The organism is Streptomyces sp. NPDC048419 (genome assembly GCF_043200415.1).
Lineage (GTDB): Bacteria > Actinomycetota > Actinomycetes > Streptomycetales > Streptomycetaceae > Streptomyces.
Genome location: NZ_JBICXT010000015.1, coordinates 121,186 through 138,667 on the forward strand (window position 1 = coordinate 121,186; position 17,482 = coordinate 138,667).

The 17,482-nt window shown below is 72.0% G+C and carries 14 protein-coding genes; 4 read left to right on the plus strand and 10 right to left on the minus strand.

The features are described 5' to 3' along the window. Nucleotides 1-6 precede the first annotated feature (6 nt). The gene (locus tag ACGFYN_RS28665; protein ID WP_393868770.1) at nt 7-1,107 is read left to right on the plus strand and encodes a citrate synthase 2; all 1,101 of its coding nucleotides are present in this window, start codon (nt 7-9) and stop codon (nt 1,105-1,107) included. A gap of 36 nt (nt 1,108-1,143) precedes the next feature. On the opposite strand, the gene ACGFYN_RS28670 is transcribed toward ACGFYN_RS28665, so the two are convergent. The 8 genes from ACGFYN_RS28670 to ACGFYN_RS28705 form a co-directional block, all read right to left on the minus strand. Then, entirely contained in the window at nt 1,144-1,746 is a 603-nt protein-coding gene (locus ACGFYN_RS28670) for a TetR/AcrR family transcriptional regulator (RefSeq protein ID WP_393868771.1), read from the minus strand. Between the two features lies 1 nt (nt 1,747). After that, on the minus strand, nt 1,748-2,482 hold the full coding sequence (locus tag ACGFYN_RS28675) for an enoyl-CoA hydratase family protein (RefSeq protein WP_393868772.1): 735 nt from the start codon (nt 2,480-2,482) through the stop codon (nt 1,748-1,750). Beyond that, nucleotides 2,479-4,056 (minus strand): 4-coumarate--CoA ligase family protein, encoded by a 1,578-nt coding sequence (locus tag ACGFYN_RS28680; RefSeq protein ID WP_393868773.1) that lies wholly within the window; start codon nt 4,054-4,056, stop codon nt 2,479-2,481. The genes ACGFYN_RS28675 and ACGFYN_RS28680 overlap by 4 nt, the downstream gene beginning before the upstream one ends. Before the next feature lie 203 nt (nt 4,057-4,259). Continuing rightward, nucleotides 4,260-5,399 (minus strand): acyl-CoA dehydrogenase family protein, encoded by a 1,140-nt coding sequence (locus ACGFYN_RS28685; protein ID WP_393868774.1) that lies wholly within the window; start codon nt 5,397-5,399, stop codon nt 4,260-4,262. After that, a complete protein-coding gene (locus ACGFYN_RS28690) occupies nt 5,396-7,261 on the minus strand; it encodes an acetyl/propionyl/methylcrotonyl-CoA carboxylase subunit alpha (protein WP_393868775.1) in 1,866 nt (621 codons plus the stop codon). The genes ACGFYN_RS28685 and ACGFYN_RS28690 overlap by 4 nt, the downstream gene beginning before the upstream one ends. 29 nt (nt 7,262-7,290) lie before the next feature. After that, the gene (locus ACGFYN_RS28695; protein ID WP_393868776.1) at nt 7,291-8,931 is read right to left on the minus strand and encodes an acyl-CoA carboxylase subunit beta; all 1,641 of its coding nucleotides are present in this window, start codon (nt 8,929-8,931) and stop codon (nt 7,291-7,293) included. Then, nucleotides 8,886-10,568, minus strand: coding sequence for an acyclic terpene utilization AtuA family protein (locus ACGFYN_RS28700; RefSeq protein ID WP_393868777.1), 1,683 nt, complete (start codon nt 10,566-10,568; stop codon nt 8,886-8,888). The genes ACGFYN_RS28695 and ACGFYN_RS28700 overlap by 46 nt, the downstream gene beginning before the upstream one ends. After that, nucleotides 10,565-11,359 carry a TIGR03084 family metal-binding protein gene (locus ACGFYN_RS28705; RefSeq protein WP_393868778.1) on the minus strand — a complete coding sequence of 265 codons (795 nt, stop codon included), beginning with the start codon at nt 11,357-11,359 and terminating at the stop codon, nt 10,565-10,567. Before ACGFYN_RS28705 ends, ACGFYN_RS28700 begins: the two co-directional genes overlap by 4 nt. A gap of 118 nt (nt 11,360-11,477) precedes the next feature. Here ACGFYN_RS28705 and ACGFYN_RS28710 point away from each other — a divergent pair, with 118 nt between their 5' ends. Genes ACGFYN_RS28710 through ACGFYN_RS28720 form a run of 3 tightly spaced genes read left to right on the plus strand, consistent with a single transcriptional unit; the run spans nt 11,478 to nt 13,260 of the window. Next, a complete protein-coding gene (locus tag ACGFYN_RS28710) occupies nt 11,478-12,323 on the plus strand; it encodes a Scr1 family TA system antitoxin-like transcriptional regulator (protein WP_393868779.1) in 846 nt (281 codons plus the stop codon). Beyond that, nucleotides 12,283-12,483, plus strand: coding sequence for a DUF397 domain-containing protein (locus ACGFYN_RS28715; RefSeq protein WP_393868780.1), 201 nt, complete (start codon nt 12,283-12,285; stop codon nt 12,481-12,483). The genes ACGFYN_RS28710 and ACGFYN_RS28715 overlap by 41 nt, the downstream gene beginning before the upstream one ends. Before the next feature lie 36 nt (nt 12,484-12,519). Beyond that, on the plus strand, nt 12,520-13,260 hold the full coding sequence (locus tag ACGFYN_RS28720; protein WP_393868781.1) for a class I SAM-dependent DNA methyltransferase: 741 nt from the start codon (nt 12,520-12,522) through the stop codon (nt 13,258-13,260). A 33-nt stretch (nt 13,261-13,293) separates the two neighbouring features. On the opposite strand, the gene ACGFYN_RS28725 is transcribed toward ACGFYN_RS28720, so the two are convergent. After that, nucleotides 13,294-14,226 carry a DMT family transporter gene (locus ACGFYN_RS28725; RefSeq protein ID WP_393868782.1) on the minus strand — a complete coding sequence of 311 codons (933 nt, stop codon included), beginning with the start codon at nt 14,224-14,226 and terminating at the stop codon, nt 13,294-13,296. A gap of 222 nt (nt 14,227-14,448) precedes the next feature. Then, nucleotides 14,449-17,406, minus strand: a complete 2,958-nt coding sequence (locus ACGFYN_RS28730; RefSeq protein WP_393868783.1) for an FAD-binding and (Fe-S)-binding domain-containing protein — start codon at nt 17,404-17,406, stop codon at nt 14,449-14,451. Nucleotides 17,407-17,482: the final 76 nt, after the last annotated feature.

A 17,482-nucleotide genomic window follows, 5' to 3' on the forward strand; every position in this document is an offset into this window, starting at 1 on the left:
CGCCTGATGTCCGACTTCGTACCCGGACTCGAGGGAGTCGTCGCGTTCGAGACGGAGATCGCCGAACCGGACAAGGAGGGCGGCGCCCTTCGCTACCGGGGCGTCGACATCGAGGACCTGGTCGGTCACGTCTCGTTCGGCAATGTCTGGGGGCTGCTCGTCGACGGCGCCTTCAACCCCGGCCTGCCGCCCGCCGAGCCGTTCCCGATCCCCGTGCACTCCGGCGACATCCGCGTGGACGTGCAGTCGGCGCTGGCCATGCTGGCGCCGGTGTGGGGCCTGAAACCGCTGCTGGACATCGGCGCCGAACAGGCCCGCGCGGACCTGGCCAGGGCGGCCGTCATGGCGCTCTCCTACGTCGCCCAGTCCGCCCGTGGCCAGGGCCGGCCCATGGTTCCGCAGCGGGAGATCGACAAGGCCCACTCGATCACCGAGCGCTTCATGATCCGCTGGCGGGGCGAGCCCGACCCCAAGCACGTGGCGGCCGTCGACGCCTACTGGACCTCCGCCGCCGAGCACGGCATGAACGCCTCCACCTTCACGGCACGCGTGATCGCGTCGACCGGTGCGGACGTCGCCGCCGCGCTGTCGGGCGCCGTAGGAGCGATGTCCGGGCCACTGCACGGCGGCGCCCCCTCGCGCGTGCTGGGCATGATCGAGGAGATCGAGCGGACCGGGGACGCCGAGGCGTATGTGAAGCAGGCGCTGGACAAGGGCGAGCGCCTGATGGGCTTCGGGCACCGCGTCTACCGCGCCGAGGACCCCCGCGCGCGCGTGCTGCGGCGCACGGCCCGCGAGCTGGGCGCGCCGCGCTTCCAGGTGGCCGAGGCGTTGGAGAAGGCGGCTCTGGAGGAGCTGCACGCCCGCCGCCCGGACCGGGTCCTCGCGACCAACGTCGAGTTCTGGGCGGCGATCGTCCTCGACTTCGCCGAGGTCCCGGCCCACATGTTCACGTCGATGTTCACCTGCGCCCGCACGGCCGGCTGGTCGGCGCACATCCTGGAGCAGAAGCGGACGGGACGGCTGGTGCGGCCGTCGGCCCGGTATGTGGGGCCGTCGTCGCGGAGTCCGCAGGAGATCGTGGGGTACGAGGACATCGCCCGCTGAGGTGGACGGTGCGGGGATGTCGCTGCTCCGGTGCGCTCAGCCGAGTGCCTCGTCCAGCAGTGACGCCCACTGTGTGACCACCCGTTCCCGTCGCCCCCCGTCGTCCGTGAGCAGGTTCGCGAGGCCGAGGCCGCGGGCCATGTCGAGGAGGCCCTGGACGGTTTCGCGGACGCCGGGGCGGGACTCGTCGGCGGCGAGGAGGTCGACGGCTATGCGGTGGGTCTCGCGGCCGACGCGGGCCTCCAGTTCGGTGACGCGGGGGCGCAGCTGCTCCTCGTTGGAGGCGGCGACCCACAGGTGGAGCGCGGCCCGGAACAGGGGGCCCGTGTAGAGGTCGACGAGGGCGGTGACCACGGCGCGGCGGTCTCCGGACGCGCCGTCGGGGAAGAGCGCGCGCATCGCGGTGGAGCGTTCCTCGGCGACGTATTCGACCGCTGCCGTGAACAGGTCCTCGCGGGTGGGGAAGTGGTGCTGGGCGGCGCCGCGGGAGACGCCGGCGCGTTCGGCGACGACGGAGACCGTGGAGCCCGCCCAGCCGTGCTCGGCGAGACAGGCCACGGCGGCCTCCAGGAGCCGCTGCCGGGTGGCCCGGCTGCGGTCCTGCTTGGGCACGCGGTCGACCGAGGTCACGGCAGCCATCTCACAGCACCCATGTCGGATCCCGTCGTTCCAGGAAGGCGGTCATCCCCTCACGGGCCTGCGGGGAGGCGAACAGCCGGGCCGAGAGCGCGGTGAGATCGGCCGCGTCACGGTCGAATGTCTCGAGCACCTTAGCCGTGAGCAGCTGTTTCGTCTCGGCCAGCCCCTGGGGGGCGGACCGGCGCAGACCGTCGAGGATCGGGGCCAGGGCCTCGTCCACGTCCTCGCCGGCGACCGTCACCAGACCGATGCGGGCGGCCTCCGCGGCGTCGAAGCGCTCGCCGGTGAGGTAGTAGCGGGCCAGCGCGCGCGGGTCGGTGCGGGGCAGCAGGGGCAGGGAGATGACCGCGGGGGCCACTGCGATCCGGACCTCGGTGAAGGCGAAGGTCGAAGTGCTGGAGGCCGCCGCGATGTCGCATGCCGCGAGCAGGCCGAGGCCGCCGGCCCGTACGTGTCCGGTGACCCGGGCGACGACGGGTTTGGGCAGCGCGACGATCTGCCGGAGCACGCCCACCAGGGCGTCCGGGTGCGGCGGGTCGCGCAGGTCGGCGCCCGCGCTGAAGGTGTTGCCGGTGTGGGTGAGGACGACCGCGCGCACGTCGCCGTCCTTGGCGCACTCCGTCAGCGCGTCGGCCAGTTCTCCTACGAGTGCTGCCGACAGCGCGTTGCGGTTGGCCGTGGAGTCGAGGCTGAGCGTCTCGAGGCCACGCGCGCGCGTGCGTCCGATCAGGGTCACGTCTGCTCCCTCAGGGCCCGCAGTTCGCGGCGCAGGATCTTCCCGGAGGCGGCCCGGGGGACGCCGTCGATGAAGGTGACCTGGCGGACGCGCTTGTAGGGGGCGACGCGTTCGGCGACGTACATCATGACCTCTGACTCGGAGAGGCCGGCCGCGTTCGGCCGGCGCACCACGTACGCGTGCGGGACTTCGTTGTTGTCCTCGTTGTAGACGCCGATGACGGCGGCGTCGGCGATGCCGGGGTGGGTCAGCAGGAGGGCCTCGAGTTCGGCGGGGGCCACCTGGAAGCCCTTGTACTTGATGAGTTCCTTGACCCGGTCGACGACGAACAGCCAGCCGTCCTCGTCGACGTGGCCCACGTCGCCCGTGTGCAGCCAGTCCTCGGGGTCGATCATCTGGGCGGTGGCGTCGGGGCGGCCCAGGTATCCCTTCATGACCTGGGGGCCGCGGATGAGGATCTCGCCGGACTCGCCGGGGGGAAGGTCCTTGTCGGGGTCGTCGAGGGAGACGATGCGCATCTCGGTGCCGGCGATGAGCTTGCCGACGGTTCCGGGCGGCGCGTCGCGCATGGCCTCCAGCGGGACGACGTGGGTGCCGGGCGACAGTTCGGTCATGCCGTAGGCCTGGCCGACGGGCGGCAGGCCGAGGCGGTGGGAGCAGGCGGCGGCGAGGGCGGCGTCCAGGGGCGCGGCGGCGCTGACGATGTGGGTCAGCGACGACAGGTCGTACTGGGCGACCAGCGGGTGCTTGGCGAGGGCCAGGACGATGGGCGGGGCCACGAACAGGCCGGTGATGCGGTGGTTCTGGATGGCCGCGAGGAAGGTCTCCAGCTCGAAGCGCGGCAGCACGACGACTGTGGCGCCCTGCCTGAGGGGCGCGTTCATCAGGGCGGTGAGGCCGTAGATGTGGAAGAAGGGCAGGACGGCGAGGATGCGGTCGCCGGGGCCGGCCGGGATGAGCGGTTCGAGCTGGGCGAGGTTGGTGCCGATCTGGCGGTGGGTGAGCATCACGCCCTTGGGGATGCCGGTGGTGCCGGAGGAGTACGGGAGGGCGGCGACGTCCTCGGCGGGGTCGATGCCGATTTGGGGCTCGGGGGCGGCGGAGGCCAGCATGTCGATCAGCGACCGGTGTCCGGGCGCGCTGTCGCAGACGAAGATCTCCTGGACGCCGCCCGCGAGTTCGGCCGCGCGGCGGGCGGTTTCCAGCAGCGGGGACACGGTGACGATCCATCGGGCCGCCGAGTCCTTGAGCTGCTTGCCGAACTCCTCGGCCGTGGCCAGCGGGTGCACGGTGGTGACGGAGGCACCCGCGCGCGTGGCGGCGTAGAAGGCGGTCGGGAAGGCGATGGTGTTGGGGCTGTGCAGGGCCAGCACGTCGCCCTTGCGCACGCCCGCCTCGGCGAGCGCGGCCGCGATGCGCCGGTGGAAGCGGTCGAGTTGTTCGTACGACAGTGTGGTGCCGTCGGTCCCGTCGATCAGCGCGGGCGCGCCCCCGAACTCGGCGGCCCGGCCCAGGACCGCCTCGTGGATGGGGAGTTCGAGGGGCGGGACGTCGGCGTACTCGCTGCGGAACACGGTTCCTCCTAGGCGGCGAGGGGGTGTCTTCTGGACCAGGTCGGCCGTAGAGAACTGCGCGTTGCAGCCGACCCGAGCGGGGTCTGGTGCGTGCAGCGACAAGGCGGAGGAGGGCGTCGACGCGGAGCGTCGGCAACCGACGACAACGCGGCGGATGGGCGTGCCAGACCCCGCGACGCCGACATGGTCCCGAAGACACCCCCTCAGTACGACTTGGGCAGACCCAGGGTCTGGTGGGAGACGTAGTTGAGAATCATCTCCCGGCTCACCGGAGCAATACGAGCCACACGGGAGGCGGTTATCAACGAGCCGAGCCCGAATTCGCGGGTGAGGCCGTTGCCGCCGAGGGTGTGCACGGACTGGTCGACTGCCCGCACGCACGCCTCGCCCGCCGCGTACTTGGCCATGTTGGCGGCCTCACCTGCGCCGATGTCGTCCCCGGCGTCGTAGAGGTGGGCCGCCTTCTGCATCATCAGGCGGGCGAGTTCGAGGTCGATGTGCGCCTGGGCGAGGGGGTGCGCGATGGCCTGGTGGGCGCCGATGGGGGTCTTCCAGACCTGGCGGTCGCGCGCGTACTCGACGGCGCGGGAGAGGGCGTAGCGGCCCATGCCGATCGCGAAGGCGGCCGTCATGATGCGTTCGGGGTTGAGGCCGGCGAAGAGTTGCAGCAGGCCCGCGTCCTCGTCGCCGACGAAGGCGTCGGCGGGCAGCCGTACGTCGTCGAGCGTCAGCTCGAACTGCTTCTCGACGGCGCTGAGTTCCATGTCGATCGCGCGCCGGGTGAAGCCCTCGGCGTCGCGCGGGACGATGAACAGGCACGGCTTGAGGTTGCCGGTGCGGGCGTCCTCGGTGCGGCCGACGATGAGGGTGGCGTCCGCGAGGTCGACGCCGGAGATGAAGACCTTGCGGCCGGTGAGCAGCCAGTCCCCGGTCTCGGGGTCGCGACGGGCGGTGGTGGTGATGCGGTGGGAGTTGGAGCCGGCGTCGGGTTCGGTGATGCCGAAGGCCATGGTGCGGGTGCCGTCGGCGAGGCCCGGCAGCCACGCCTGCTTCTGGCTCTCGGTGCCGAAGCGGGCGATGACGGTGCCGCAGATCGCGGGGGACACGATCATCATCAGCAGGGGGCAGCCGGACGCGCCCAGCTCCTCCAGGACGATGGAGAGTTCGGCGATGCCGCCGCCTCCACCGCCGTATTCCTCCGGCAGGTTGACGCCGAGGTAGCCCAGCTTGGCGGCCTCGGCCCAGAGGGCTTCCCGGTCGTAGCCGCGGCCGTGGCGTTTGCCGAGGGCGGCGACGGCGGCGCGCAGCGCCTTGTGCTCCGCGGTTTCCAACGTGGCGCTCACTGGTCCTCCTGAGAGACCTCGACTACGGCGAGCAGGGCACCCACTTCGACCTGAGCACCGCAGGCGGCGTGCAGCGCCGTGAGCGTGCCGGTGACCGGTGCGGTGATCTTGTGCTGCATCTTCATGGCCTCCAGCCACAGCAGGGGCTGTCCGGCCTGTACGGCCGCCCCGGGTGCCAGGCCGTCGGCGATCTTCACGACGGTGCCGGGCATGGGGGCGAGCAGGGTGCCGGGCGCGTGCTGGGTGGTGGGGTCGGGGAAGCGGGGCAGGGCCGTCAGGGCGGTGGCGCCGACGTACACCTGGTCGCCGTACCGCGTCACCTCGAACTTCCGCTGCACGCCGTCCACTTCGAGGACGACGAGGCCGGAGGTGGCCCGCACCACGCGTACGCCGTCCGCCTCCAGGCCCGCGCGGGTGTGCCGGTAGCGGACCTCTTGCTCCTCGCCCGCCGTCGCGTACCGCTTCAGCTGCGGCTGGGCGGGCAGGTTGCGGTAGCCGCCGAAGCGGGAGACGCGGGTCTGCGCGTCGGCGAGGGCGGCGGCCAGCGGGGCGTACGGGTCGGGGGCCGGTTCGGTCAGTTCCGCGAGGTGGCGGTCGTAGAAGCCCGTGTCCATGCCGGCGCCGGTGAACTCCTTGTGCCGGAGGGAGCGGACGAGGAGGTCGCGGTTGGTGACCGGGCCGTGGATCGTGGCCCGCTCCAGGGCGCCCGACAGCCTGCGGACCGCCTCCGCGCGCGTGGGGGCGTGGGCGATCACCTTGGCGAGCATGGGGTCGTAGTGGACGCCGATGCCGTCGCCGTCGCCGTAGCCGGTGTCCAGGCGAACGTCGTCCGGGACGGTGAGACGGTGCAGCGTGCCGGTCTGCGGGGCCCAGTCCGCCGACGGGTCCTCGGCGTACAGGCGGGCCTCGACCGCGTGGCCACGCGCGCGTGGCGGGTCGCTTTCGAGAGCGTGGCCCTCGGCGACGCGGATCTGCCCGGCCACCAGGTCGAGGCCGAACACCGCTTCCGTGACGGGGTGTTCGACCTGGAGGCGGGTGTTCATCTCCAGGAAGTGGGCGCTGCCGGCCGAGGAGACGAGGAACTCGACGGTGCCGGCGCCGACGTAGTCGACGGCGCGGGCGGCGCGCACGGCCAGCGCGTGCAGTTCGTCCCTGAGCTCGCTGGAAAGGCCGGGTGCGGGCGCCTCCTCGATCACCTTCTGGTGGCGCCGCTGCAGGGAGCAGTCGCGGGTGCCCAGCGCCCACACCGTGCCGTGGGTGTCGGCGAGGACCTGCACCTCGACGTGCCGGCCGCCCTCCACGTACGACTCGACGAAGACCTCGCCGTCGCCGAAGGCGCTCGCGGCCTCGGCCCGTGCGCCCTCCAGCGCCCCGTCGAGGTCCGCGAGGCGGCGCACGATCCGCATGCCGCGCCCGCCGCCGCCCGCGGCGGCCTTCACCAGGACCGGCAGATCGGACTCGGTGACCCGGTCCCGGTCCAGGGACGGGATGCCCATCAGCTGCTTGGCGCGCGTCTTGGACGCCATCGCCTCGATCGCCTCGGGCGGCGGCCCGATCCACACCAGCCCGGCGTCGATCACAGCGCGGGCGAAGTCGGCGTTCTCGGAGAGGAAGCCGTAGCCGGGGTGGACGGCGTCCGCGCCGGAGGCGACGGCCGCCTTCACGATCAGGTCACCGCGCAGATACGTCTCCGTGGGCGCGGCACCCGGCAGCCGTACGGTCGTGTCGGCCACGCGTGCGTGGAGCGCATTCTCGTCGGCGTCGGAGTGCACGGCGACCGTCCGGATGCCCAGCTCCCGGCAGGTCCGGAAAATCCGGCAGGCGATCTCGCCGCGGTTGGCGACGAGCAGAGAAGTGATCACAGAAGCTCCTGTTGTCATCACGTGACCCCTCACATCCGGAAGACGCCGAAGCCGCCGCGTGCGCCCTCGTAGGGCGCCGTGTGGACGGCCGACAGGCACAGGCCGAGAACGGTGCGGGTGTCCCGCGGGTCGATGACGCCGTCGTCGTACAGCCGCCCGGACAGGAACTTCGGCAGCGACTCGGCCTCGATCTGCTGCTCCACCATGGCGCGCAGCCCGGCGTCCGCCTCGTCGTCGTAGGGCTGCCCCTTCGCGGCCGCCGACTGGCGCGCGACGATCGACAGGACGCCGGCGAGCTGCTGCGGGCCCATGACGGCCGACTTGGCGCTGGGCCAGGCGAACAGGAAGCGCGGATCGTAGGCCCGCCCGCACATGCCGTAGTGCCCTGCCCCGTACGAGGCACCCATGAGCACCGACAGGTGCGGGACCCGGCTGTTGCTGACCGCGTTGATCATCATCGCGCCGTGCTTGATGATGCCGCCCTGCTCGTACTCCTTGCCGACCATGTAACCGGTGGTGTTGTGCAGGAAGAGCAGCGGGATGTCGCGCTGGTTGGCGAGCTGGATGAACTGGGCGGCCTTCTGCGACTCCTCACTGAAGAGCACCCCCTGGGCGTTGGCGAGGATTCCGACGGGATAGCCGTGCAGGCAGGCCCACCCGGTGGTGAGGCTGGTCCCGTACAGCGGCTTGAACTCGTCGAAGTCGGAGGCGTCGACGATCCGGGCGATGACCTCGCGCGGGTCGAAGGGGATCTTGAGGTCACCGGGGACGACACCGAGGAGCTCCTCCTCGTCGTACTTGGGGGACGCCGCGGGTCCCGGATCCTCGTACGCCTTGCGGTGGTTGAGGCGAGCCACGACCCGCCGCGCCTGCCGCAGGGCGTCCGGCTCGTCCACGGCGAAGTAGTCGGCGAGGCCCGACACACGCGCGTGCATCTCGGCGCCGCCCAGCGACTCGTCGTCGCTCTCCTCGCCGGTGGCCATCTTCACCAGGGGCGGACCGCCGAGGAAGACCTTCGCGCGCTCCTTGACCATGATCACGTGGTCGGACATACCGGGGATGTACGCGCCTCCGGCGGTCGAGTTGCCGAAGACGACGGCGACGGTGGGGATTCCGGCGGCGGAGAGCCGGGTCAGGTCGCGGAAGATGGCGCCGCCGGGGATGAAGATCTCCTTCTGGGAGGGCAGATCGGCCCCGCCCGACTCCACCAGGCTGATGCAGGGCAGCCGGTTGGCGAGCGCGATGTCGTTCGCGCGCAGGGCCTTCTTCAGCGACCAGGGGTTGCTGGCGCCGCCGCGCACGGTCGGGTCGTTGGCCGTGATCAGGCACTCCACGCCCTCGACGACCCCGATGCCGGTGACGAGCGAGGCGCCCACGGCGTAGTCGCTCCCCCAGGCGGCGAGCGGCGACAGTTCCAGGAACGGCGTGTCCGGGTCGAGGAGCAGCTCGATGCGCTCGCGGGCGAGCAGCTTGCCGCGCCTCCGGTGCCGCTCGACGTACTTCTCGCCGCCGCCCGCGAGCGCCTTCGCGTGCTCGGTGTCGAGGTCGGCGAGCTTGGCGAGCATGGCCTCGCGGTGCTCCCGGTAGTCTGAACCGGCCGTGTCCAGGCTGGAGTTGATCACGGTCACTGCAGGTCCTCCGGGATGTCCAGATGGCGGGAGCGCAGCCATTCGCCGAGGGCCTTGGCCTGCGGGTCGAAGCGGTGCTGGGCGGCGACGCCCGCGCCGAGGATGCCCTCGACGACGAAGTTCAGCGCGCGCAGATTCGGCAGGACGTGCCGTACGACGGTCAGGTCGCCGGTCTCCGGCAGCAGTTCACGGAACCGGTCGACGGTGAGGGTGTGCACCAGCCACCGCCAGGCCTCGTCCGAGCGCACCCACACCCCGACGTTGGCGTTGCCGCCCTTGTCCCCGCTCCGGGCGCCTGCGACGCGGCCTAGAGGCGCACGCCGGGTGCGCGCATCCGGCAGCGGCTCGGGCGCTGCGGGCTCCGGCAGGTCTTCGAGTACGAGGCTGTCGTGGGCCGGCGGCACGGGAATGCGGCGCCCGTCGTCGAGCACCGCCACATGCCCGACGTCGCCCTGGGGGACGTGGACGGCCTCGAAGACACCGTAGGGCGCGCCCTTTCCGGGGGGCGCGAGCACATGGAAGCCGGGATAGCTGGCCAGTGCCAGCTCGATGGCGGCACCGCTCAGCGGCCACCCGACGACCGCCTGGTCGGGGTCCCGTACGACGAGCCGGAGCACGGCGCTCGCGGTCTCCTCGGTCCCGGCGTCGTCCTTGTCCGTGCGAACGAGGTCCCAACGCACCTCTGCAGGCGGGGATTTGGCGAGCGCGTCGGTCATCTGCTCCTGAACGAGCGCGGCCTTGGCCTCGATGTCGAGGCCGGTGAGGACGAAGGCGACCTCGTTGCGGAAGCCGCCGAGCCGGTTGAGGCCGACCTTCAGGGTCGGCGGCGGGGCCTCGCCGCGTACGCCCTCGACCCGGACGCGGTCGGGTCCGTCCTGGACCAGGCGGATCGAGTCGAGGCGGGTGGTGACGTCGGGGCCTGCGTACCGGGCGCCGCCTGTCTCGTACAGGAGCTGCGCGGTCACCGTGCCGACGTCGACGAAGCCGCCGGTGCCGGGGTGCTTGGTGATGACGCAGCTGCCGTCCTCGTGGACCTCGGCGAGCGGGAAGCCGGGCCGCCGGAGGTCACGCGCCTTCTCGCCGAAGAACGCGTAGTTGCCGCCGGTGGCCTGCGTCCCGCACTCGAGGACGTGCCCGGCGACGACGGCGCCCGCGAGCCGGTCGTACTCCCCCGGCCGCCACCCGAAGTGCGCGGCGGCGGGCCCGGTGACCAGCGCCGCGTCCGTGACACGGCCGGTCACGACGACGTCCACGCCCGCCCGCAGGCACTCGGCGATCCCGAACCCGCCGAGGTAGGCGTGGGCGGCGAGGCTGCCCGGGTGGGCGGCGGTGAGGTCGTCGCCCTCGACGTGGGCGACACGGACGGGGATGCCGAGGCGGTCCGCCAACTTCCGTACGGAATCGGCGAGTCCGGCCGGGTTGAGGCCGCCGGCGTTGGTGACCATGCGGACACCGCGCTCGTGCGCGAGCCCGAGGCACTCCTCCAGCTGGCGCAGGAAGGTGCGGGCATAGCCGGCGGCGGGGTCCTTCAGCCGGTCCCGGCCAAGGATCAGCATCGTCAGCTCGGCGAGGTAGTCGCCGGTCAGGACGTCCAGTTCACCGCCGGTGAGCATCTCGCGCATGGCGTCGAAGCGGTCGCCGTAGAAGCCGGAGGCGTTGCCGATGCGCAGGGCCGTCATGCGGCGCCTCCCTTCGGCGGGCGGCCGTCACCCGGCGGCCCGGCGAAGGCCTGGGCGATGTCCAGCCAGCGGTCGGCGTCCTCGCCCACGGCCTCGACGGCGAGGTCGGAGCGATGGGCGCGCTGGGTGACAAGGAGGCAGAAGTCGAGGGCGGGGCCGGTGACGCGGTTGTCGGCGTCCTCGGGGCCGTATGTCCACAACTCACCGGAGGGTGCGGTGAGTTCGATCCGGAACTCCTCGAACGGGACGGGCAGCCCGTGCACGCCGAAGGCGAAGTCGCGGGTGCGGACGCCGAGGCGGACGATGTGCCGGAGCCGGTCGGTGGGGGTGCGCTTCACGCCCAGCGCCTGCGCCACGTCCAGCCCGTGGGCCCAGGTCTCCATGAGGCGGGCGGTGGCCATCGAGGCGGTGGCCATGGGCGGCCCGTACCAGGGGAAACGGGCGCCGTCCGGCGCGGCCCGCAGCGCGTCGGCGAGCGCGGTGCGACCGGCCCGCCAGTCCGCGAGCAGCTGCGCGGGCGGTTTGCCTGCGCCCTCCTCCGCGCCGTTGTCCACGAAGTCGCCGGGCTGGGCGAGCGCCTTCTCGACCTCGCGGGAGAAGGCGTTCCGGTCCGTCACCGCCAGCACGGAGTGGTGGTCGGTCCAGGCCAGGTGCGCGATCTGGTGAGCGACGGTCCAGCCGGGAGCGGGGGTCGCGAGCGCCCACTGCTCCGGGCTCAACTCGGTCACGATGCGGTCGAGTTCCTCGCTCTCCGCGCAGAGATCGTCGATCACGGGCGTCGGGTCAGCCATGGGGCGAGCATGGCAGCGGCACCAGAAACAATCAAGCGTGCTTGCATTAATTTGTTTTCCACAGGAGGGGATCTCTGCGCGTCCGCTTGGCTACTCTCGGTGATGGGAGGTGGTGGCCGTGCACATCCGCGAACTTGATCCCAGCGGGTCGCCCTTGGACTACTACGGATACGAGCTGCGGCGGGCTCGGGAGGCAGCGGGGCTGACCCAGCAGGCGCTCGGTTCGATCGTGTTCTGCACGGGGTCGCTGATCGGCCAGATCGAAACGACGGTACGGGTGCCGACGCGGGAGTTTTCTGAACGCGTGGATGCGGCGCTGGGGACGGACGGGACGTTTTCGCGGCTGGTCGGGTTGGTGTTGCGCAGCCAGTTGCCGAGCTGGTTTCAGCCGTATGCGGAGATGGAGGGGAGGGCGGTGTACATCTCCACCTTTCAGGCGCAGTTGGTGGACGGCCTCCTCCAGACACACGGATATGCACGTGCGGTCCTGGGTCTCCGCGACGCCCGGGAGCTCGAGTCGAAGGTGGCGGCACGGCTGGACCGGCAGCGCGTGTTGAGCCGAGATCGTCCCCCGACGACGTGGGTGGTGCTCAGCGAAGCGGTGCTGCACCAGGAGGTCGGCGGTCGGGGGGTCATGCAAAACCAACTCTCCCACCTGTTGACCATGCGCAACCGGCCGTGGGTGAAGGTGCAGGTTCTGCCGTTCGAGGCAGGCGCGCACACCGGGATGATGGGCTCGTTCGCTCATCTGCGCTTCGACGGGGACCCCGACATCATCTACACCGAGGACTTCGTCCAGGGGCACATGACGGCCAATCCGGACGCCGTCCGGGAAGGGTCGCTCCGTTACGATCAACTCCAGGCCGCAGCGCTCTCCGTGGAGGATTCCGCGGCCCTGATCGCCCGCGTGATGGAGGAGCGTTATGGCAACGAACCCGAGCCTGCCGGGCGCGATATGGCGTAAGTCCTCGTACAGCGGCGACACCGGAGGTCAGTGCGTCGAGGTCGCCGACCTCACCCCCCACACAGCCATCCGGGACTCCAAGAACCCCGCCGGAGGCGTGGTCACCGTCTCCTCCGGCGCCTTCTCCTTCTTCCTCCGCGCCCTCCGCCGAGAAAATTGACGCGCGCCGGCCCGCGGCCGGCAGTACGGTCCTCCGGTGATCGATGAGGACGGATACTTCGGAGAGTCCGTTGCCGCGGGGTACGACGTGTCGTCGGCCGAGATGTTCGCGGCGGATGTCGTGAGGCCGGCCGTAGACCTGCTCGCGGAGTTGGCCGGGGACGGGCGCGCCCTTGAACTGGGCGTCGGCACGGGGCGGATCGCGTTGCCCCTGTCGGCCCGCGGAGTCGAGGTGCACGGGATCGACATGTCCCGCGCGATGGTGGAGCGGCTGCGGGCCAAGCCCGGTGGGGACACGATCGGCGTGACGATCGGGGATTTCGCGACGGCCAGGGTGGAGGGCGGGTTCTCCCTCGCGTACCTGGTGTTCAACACGATCGGAAACCTCACCACCCAGGACGCCCAGGTGGACTGCTTCCGGAACGTCGCCGACCATCTCGAACCGGGCGGCCGCTTCGTCGTCGAGGTCGGGGTGCCCGACCTGCGCCGGCTGCCGCCCGGGCAGAACGCGGTGCCGTTCCACGTGAGCGAGGGACGCCTCGGCTTCGACGAGTACGACGTCGCAACGCAGTCGATGACCTCGCACCATGTGCGGGTGCGGGGCGGTGACACGGAGTATTTCTCCGTCCCGTTCCGCTACGTATGGCCGTCCGAGCTCGATCTCATGGCCCGGCTGGCCGGGATGCGGCTGGTGGACCGCTGGGACGGATGGACCCGGGAGCCGTTCACGAGTGAGAGCCGGCAGCACGTGTCGGTCTGGCGGAAGCCGACCGGCTGAGCCGGCCGCTCCACCGGGCCGGTCAGGCTCCTGTCACGCCTCCGGAGGAAGCGTCACCTTGCGGCGGCCCACCTGCGTCCGCACCGCGCCCATGCTCGCCCCGATGACCATCGCGATCGCCGCGGCCTGCACGGCGGACAGGGCCTGGCCCAGGATCAGGAAGCCCGCCGTCGCGGCGAGGGCCGGTTCCAGGCTCATCATGATCGCGAAGGTGGACGCGGGGAGGCGGCGCAGGGCGAGGAGTTCGAGGGTGTATGGCAGCACGGACGACAGCACCGCGACGGCCGAGCCCAGCGCGATCGTCGTCGGGTCGGTGAGCTTCGAGCCCGACTCCGCGATCCCGAGCGGCAGCATCAGCAGCGCCCCGACCGTCATGGCCAGCGCCAGCCCGTCCGCCTGCGGGAACCGCCGGCCCGTACGCGCGCTGAAGACGATGTAGGCCGCCCACATGGCACCCGCGCCCAGCGCGAAGGCGACCCCGACCGGGTCGAGGTCTCCGAAACCGCCGCCGCTGAGCAGGACGACACCGCCGAGCGCGAGCGCCGCCCAGACCGCGTTGAGCGCGCGACGGGAGGCGAAGACCGAGAGTGCGAGCGGTCCGAGGACCTCCAGGGTGACCGCGGCGCCGAGCGGGATGCGGTCGGCCGCCTGGTAGAAGAGGCCGTTCATCGCACCCATCGCGACGCCGAAGACGACGACCGTGCCCCAGTCGGCGCGCGAGTGGCCGCGCAGCCGCGGCCGGCACACCACCAGCAGGACGACGGCCGCCGCGATCAGCCGCAGGGTGACGACACCGAGCGCCCCGGCCCTCGGCATCAGACTCACGGCCAGCGCCGCACCGAACTGCACCGAGAACCCGGCCCCGAGCACCAGTCCGACCGGACCGAGGGAGGTCCGGCGGTCCGGGGTGCCGGGGGTGTGCACCGCGGAGGGTGAGGAGGTGGTGGTGCTGCTGGGCGTGGTCACGGGCGGTCCAGGTGCTCGGCTCGAAGTTCGTTCATCACGGTGCACTGTCGAGTCCAGGGTAATGGACTCGGTCAGGCGTGTGAACCTGTTTTGCCACTGTCCCGCATGATGGACCCGAACACCGACTCGGATCCCGCCTCGGACCCCGCCTCAGATGCCCGGCCTTCTTGAGCGACCCCCGCCGAAGCTGAGAGTTCTCTTATGAAGCTGAGAGTGGGCTTATCAGAGCTGAGAGCCGGCTCGGTCTTCGTCCGGCACTTCGTCCAGCGCCTGAGCCAGCACCTCCGCCAGATGCCGTCCGCGCACACCGGCCAGCTGCTCCAGCTGGGTCCGGCAGGAGAAGCCGTCCGCGAGGACGACCGTCCCGTCCTGCGCGTCGCGGACCGCGGGCAGCAACTGGTCCTCCGCGCACGCCTTCGACACCTCGTAGTGCCCCTTCTCGAAGCCGAAGTTGCCCGCCAGTCCGCAACAGCCGCCCGCCAGCTCCCCGGTGAGACCGGCCGCTTCGCGCAGCCGGCGGTCGGCGGCGTCGCCGAGGACGGCGTGCTGGTGGCAGTGGGTCTGGCCGGTGACCGGGCGGTTCAGGGAGGGCGGCACCCAGTCGGGCGCGTACCGCTCCAGTGCCTCCGCGAAGGTCAGGACCGAGGCGGCGAGCCGGGCCGCGCGGGGGTCGTCGGCCAGCAGCTCGGGCAGATCGGTGCGCAGGGCGGCGGCGCAGCTCGGCTCCAGGACGACCAGGGGCATGTGGTTCTCCCCCAGCTCGGGACGCAGCAGCGGTTCGAGCAGGTCGAGCGTGTGGCGCAACACCGCACGAGCCCGGTCGAGTTGGCCGGTCGACAGATACGTCAGCCCGCAGCAGACCCGTCCCCTCATGGCCGGGCGCAGGCTCGGGCTGAACCATGTGCTGCCGTCCGCCTCCGTCGTCTCCCGCGCGATGCGCCGCATCCGCGGAATCGGCACCGGCCGCAGGCCGGCCGCCCCCAGGACCCGCAGCGCGGCCTTCCCGACCTCCGGCGAGAGATGCTCCGTGAAGGTGTCGGGCCACAGGAGGACGAGCTTGCCGTGCTCCATCTCCTCCTCGTACTCCAGACCCAACTCCCGGATCATCCGCCGCTCGTGCGCCCGCGCCCGGCGCCCGTACCAACCGGTGAAGGTCTCGGTCGCCACCCGCGGGATGCGTCGCTCCGGCGCGATCCCGCCGAGCCGCTTGGCGAGCGACGCCAACGGTCCTACGGAGGCCAGGGCGTTGACGACCGGCGCGGTGCGCGTACGGGCCACCCAGCGCAGCCACACCGGCAGCCGTCCCATGCTGTAGTGGGCCGCTGGGCGGCGCCGGCCCTCGTAGTGGTGGTGCAGGAACTCCGCCTTGTACGTGGCCATGTCGACCTCGACCGGGCAGTCGGAGCGGCACCCCTTGCAGGACAGGCACAGATCCAGCGCGTCCCGCACCTCGGTTGACCGCCAGCCGTCGGTCACCAGCTCCCCGGCGAGCATCTCGTGCAGCAGCCGGGCCCGCCCGCGCGTGGAGTGCTCCTCCTGGCCGGTCGCCCGGAAGGACGGGCACATCAAGGACGAGCCGGCCGCGGCTGTCGTACGGCACTTGGCGACCCCGACGCAGCGCCGCACCGCCGCCGAGAAGTCGCCGCCGTCCGCCGGGTAGCCGAAGGCCACCTCGACCGGCTTCCGGGGCAGCACGGAGAAGCGGAGGTTGCTGTCCAGAGGCGAAGGGCGCACCAGCATCCCGGGGTTGAGGAGGTCGTCCGGGTCCCAGACGCCCTTGGCGCGCTCGAAGAGGGCGACCATCTCGGGGCCGTACATCCTGGGCAGCAGTTCGGCCCGTGCCTGCCCGTCCCCGTGCTCCCCGGACAGCGAGCCGCCGTGCGCGACGACGAGTTCGGCCAGCTCCTCGGAGAAGCGGCGGAAGCGGCCGATGCCCGCCTGGGTCAGCAGGTCGAAGTCGATGCGGACGTGGATGCACCCGTCCCCGAAGTGCCCGTACGGAGTGCCGCGCAGACCGTGGGAGGCCATCAGGCCGCGGAAGTCCCGCAGATAGGCGCCGAGCCGCGCAGGCGGCACCGCGCAGTCCTCCCAGCCCGGCCACGCCTCGCTGCCGTGAGGCATCCGGGTCGCCGTCCCGCTCGCGTCCTCCCGGATGCGCCACAGCGCCCGCTGCCCGGCCGGATCGGTGACGATCAGCGAGTCCAGGACGTCGGCGGCCCGCACGACCGCCTCCGCACGCGCGCGTGCCTCCGCCTGCGACTCCCCTCCCGTCTCCACGAACAGCCAGGCCCCGCCCCGCGGCAGGGAGGCCGCGGACCGGACCAGGTCGGCCGCCATCCCCTCCACCGTGAGCGGCCCGTGCTCCAGCAGTCCCGCCGCGGCGTCGGCCGCGGCGCCCTCGTCGGCGTACGCCAGTACCGCCAGCGCACGCGCGCGTGGTGCCTCCACGAGCCGTACGGCCGCTTCGGTGAGCACGCCCAGCGTGCCCTCGCTGCCGCAGAAGGAACGGGCGACGTCGCCACCCTTCTCCGGCAGCAGTGCGTCCAGCGCGTACCCGGAGATACGGCGGGGCAGCTCGGGGAAACCGGTCCGCAGCCGCGCCAAATCCCCCTCCACCAGCGCCCGCAGACCCTCCGGCGCGCCGGCCCACTCCTGCCCGAGCCGCAGCCGCTCCCCGCGCGCGGTGACCACGCCCAGCTCCCGCACGCTGTCCGCGGTGGTCCCCCAGGCCACCGAGTGCGAGCCGCACGAGTTGTTGCCGATCATCCCGCCGAGCGTGCACCGGCCGTGTGTGGAGGGGTCGGGCCCGAACCGCAGGCCGTGCGGCGCGGCGGCCTCCTGGAGCCGGTCGAGGACGAGCCCCGGCTGCACGACGGCCGTACGCGCCTCCGCGTCGAGGGAGAGCAGCCGGTTCATATGACGGGTGAAGTCCAGCACCACGCCGGTGCCGGTGGCCTGCCCGGCGATCGAGGTGCCGCCGCCGCGCGCCACGACCGGGACCCCGCGCTCCCGGCACACCGCCAGCACGGCCGCCACGTCGTCCGCGTCCCTCGGCGCCACCACCCCCAGCGGAACCCGCCGGTAGTTGGAGGCGTCCATGGTGACCAGTGCCCGGGAGGTGACGTCGAAGCCGACGTCGCCCCGGACGGCCCTGCGCAGTTCAGCCTGGAGATCCGTCATGTTCCCAGCATGCATCCGGCCACCGACAGTCACGATGCCTCTGTCCACAGGCGCGCCGCAGCGTCCCCACCGGAAC

Bases quoted from the DNA above. Each gene is read 5' to 3' on its own strand.
- ACGFYN_RS28670 (WP_393868771.1), bottom strand. From the start codon at position 1,746: ATGGCTGCCGTGACCTCGGTCGACCGCGTGCCCAAGCAGGACCGCAGC.
- ACGFYN_RS28665 (WP_393868770.1), top strand. From the start codon at position 7: ATGTCCGACTTCGTACCCGGACTCGAGGGAGTCGTCGCGTTCGAGACG.
- ACGFYN_RS28700 (WP_393868777.1), bottom strand. From the start codon at position 10,568: ATGACGGCCCTGCGCATCGGCAACGCCTCCGGCTTCTACGGCGACCGC.
- ACGFYN_RS28695 (WP_393868776.1), bottom strand. From the start codon at position 8,931: ATGGCTGCGCTCCCGCCATCTGGACATCCCGGAGGACCTGCAGTGACC.
- ACGFYN_RS28715 (WP_393868780.1), top strand. From the start codon at position 12,283: ATGGCAACGAACCCGAGCCTGCCGGGCGCGATATGGCGTAAGTCCTCG.
- ACGFYN_RS28730 (WP_393868783.1), bottom strand. From the start codon at position 17,406: ATGACGGATCTCCAGGCTGAACTGCGCAGGGCCGTCCGGGGCGACGTC.
- ACGFYN_RS28705 (WP_393868778.1), bottom strand. From the start codon at position 11,359: ATGGCTGACCCGACGCCCGTGATCGACGATCTCTGCGCGGAGAGCGAG.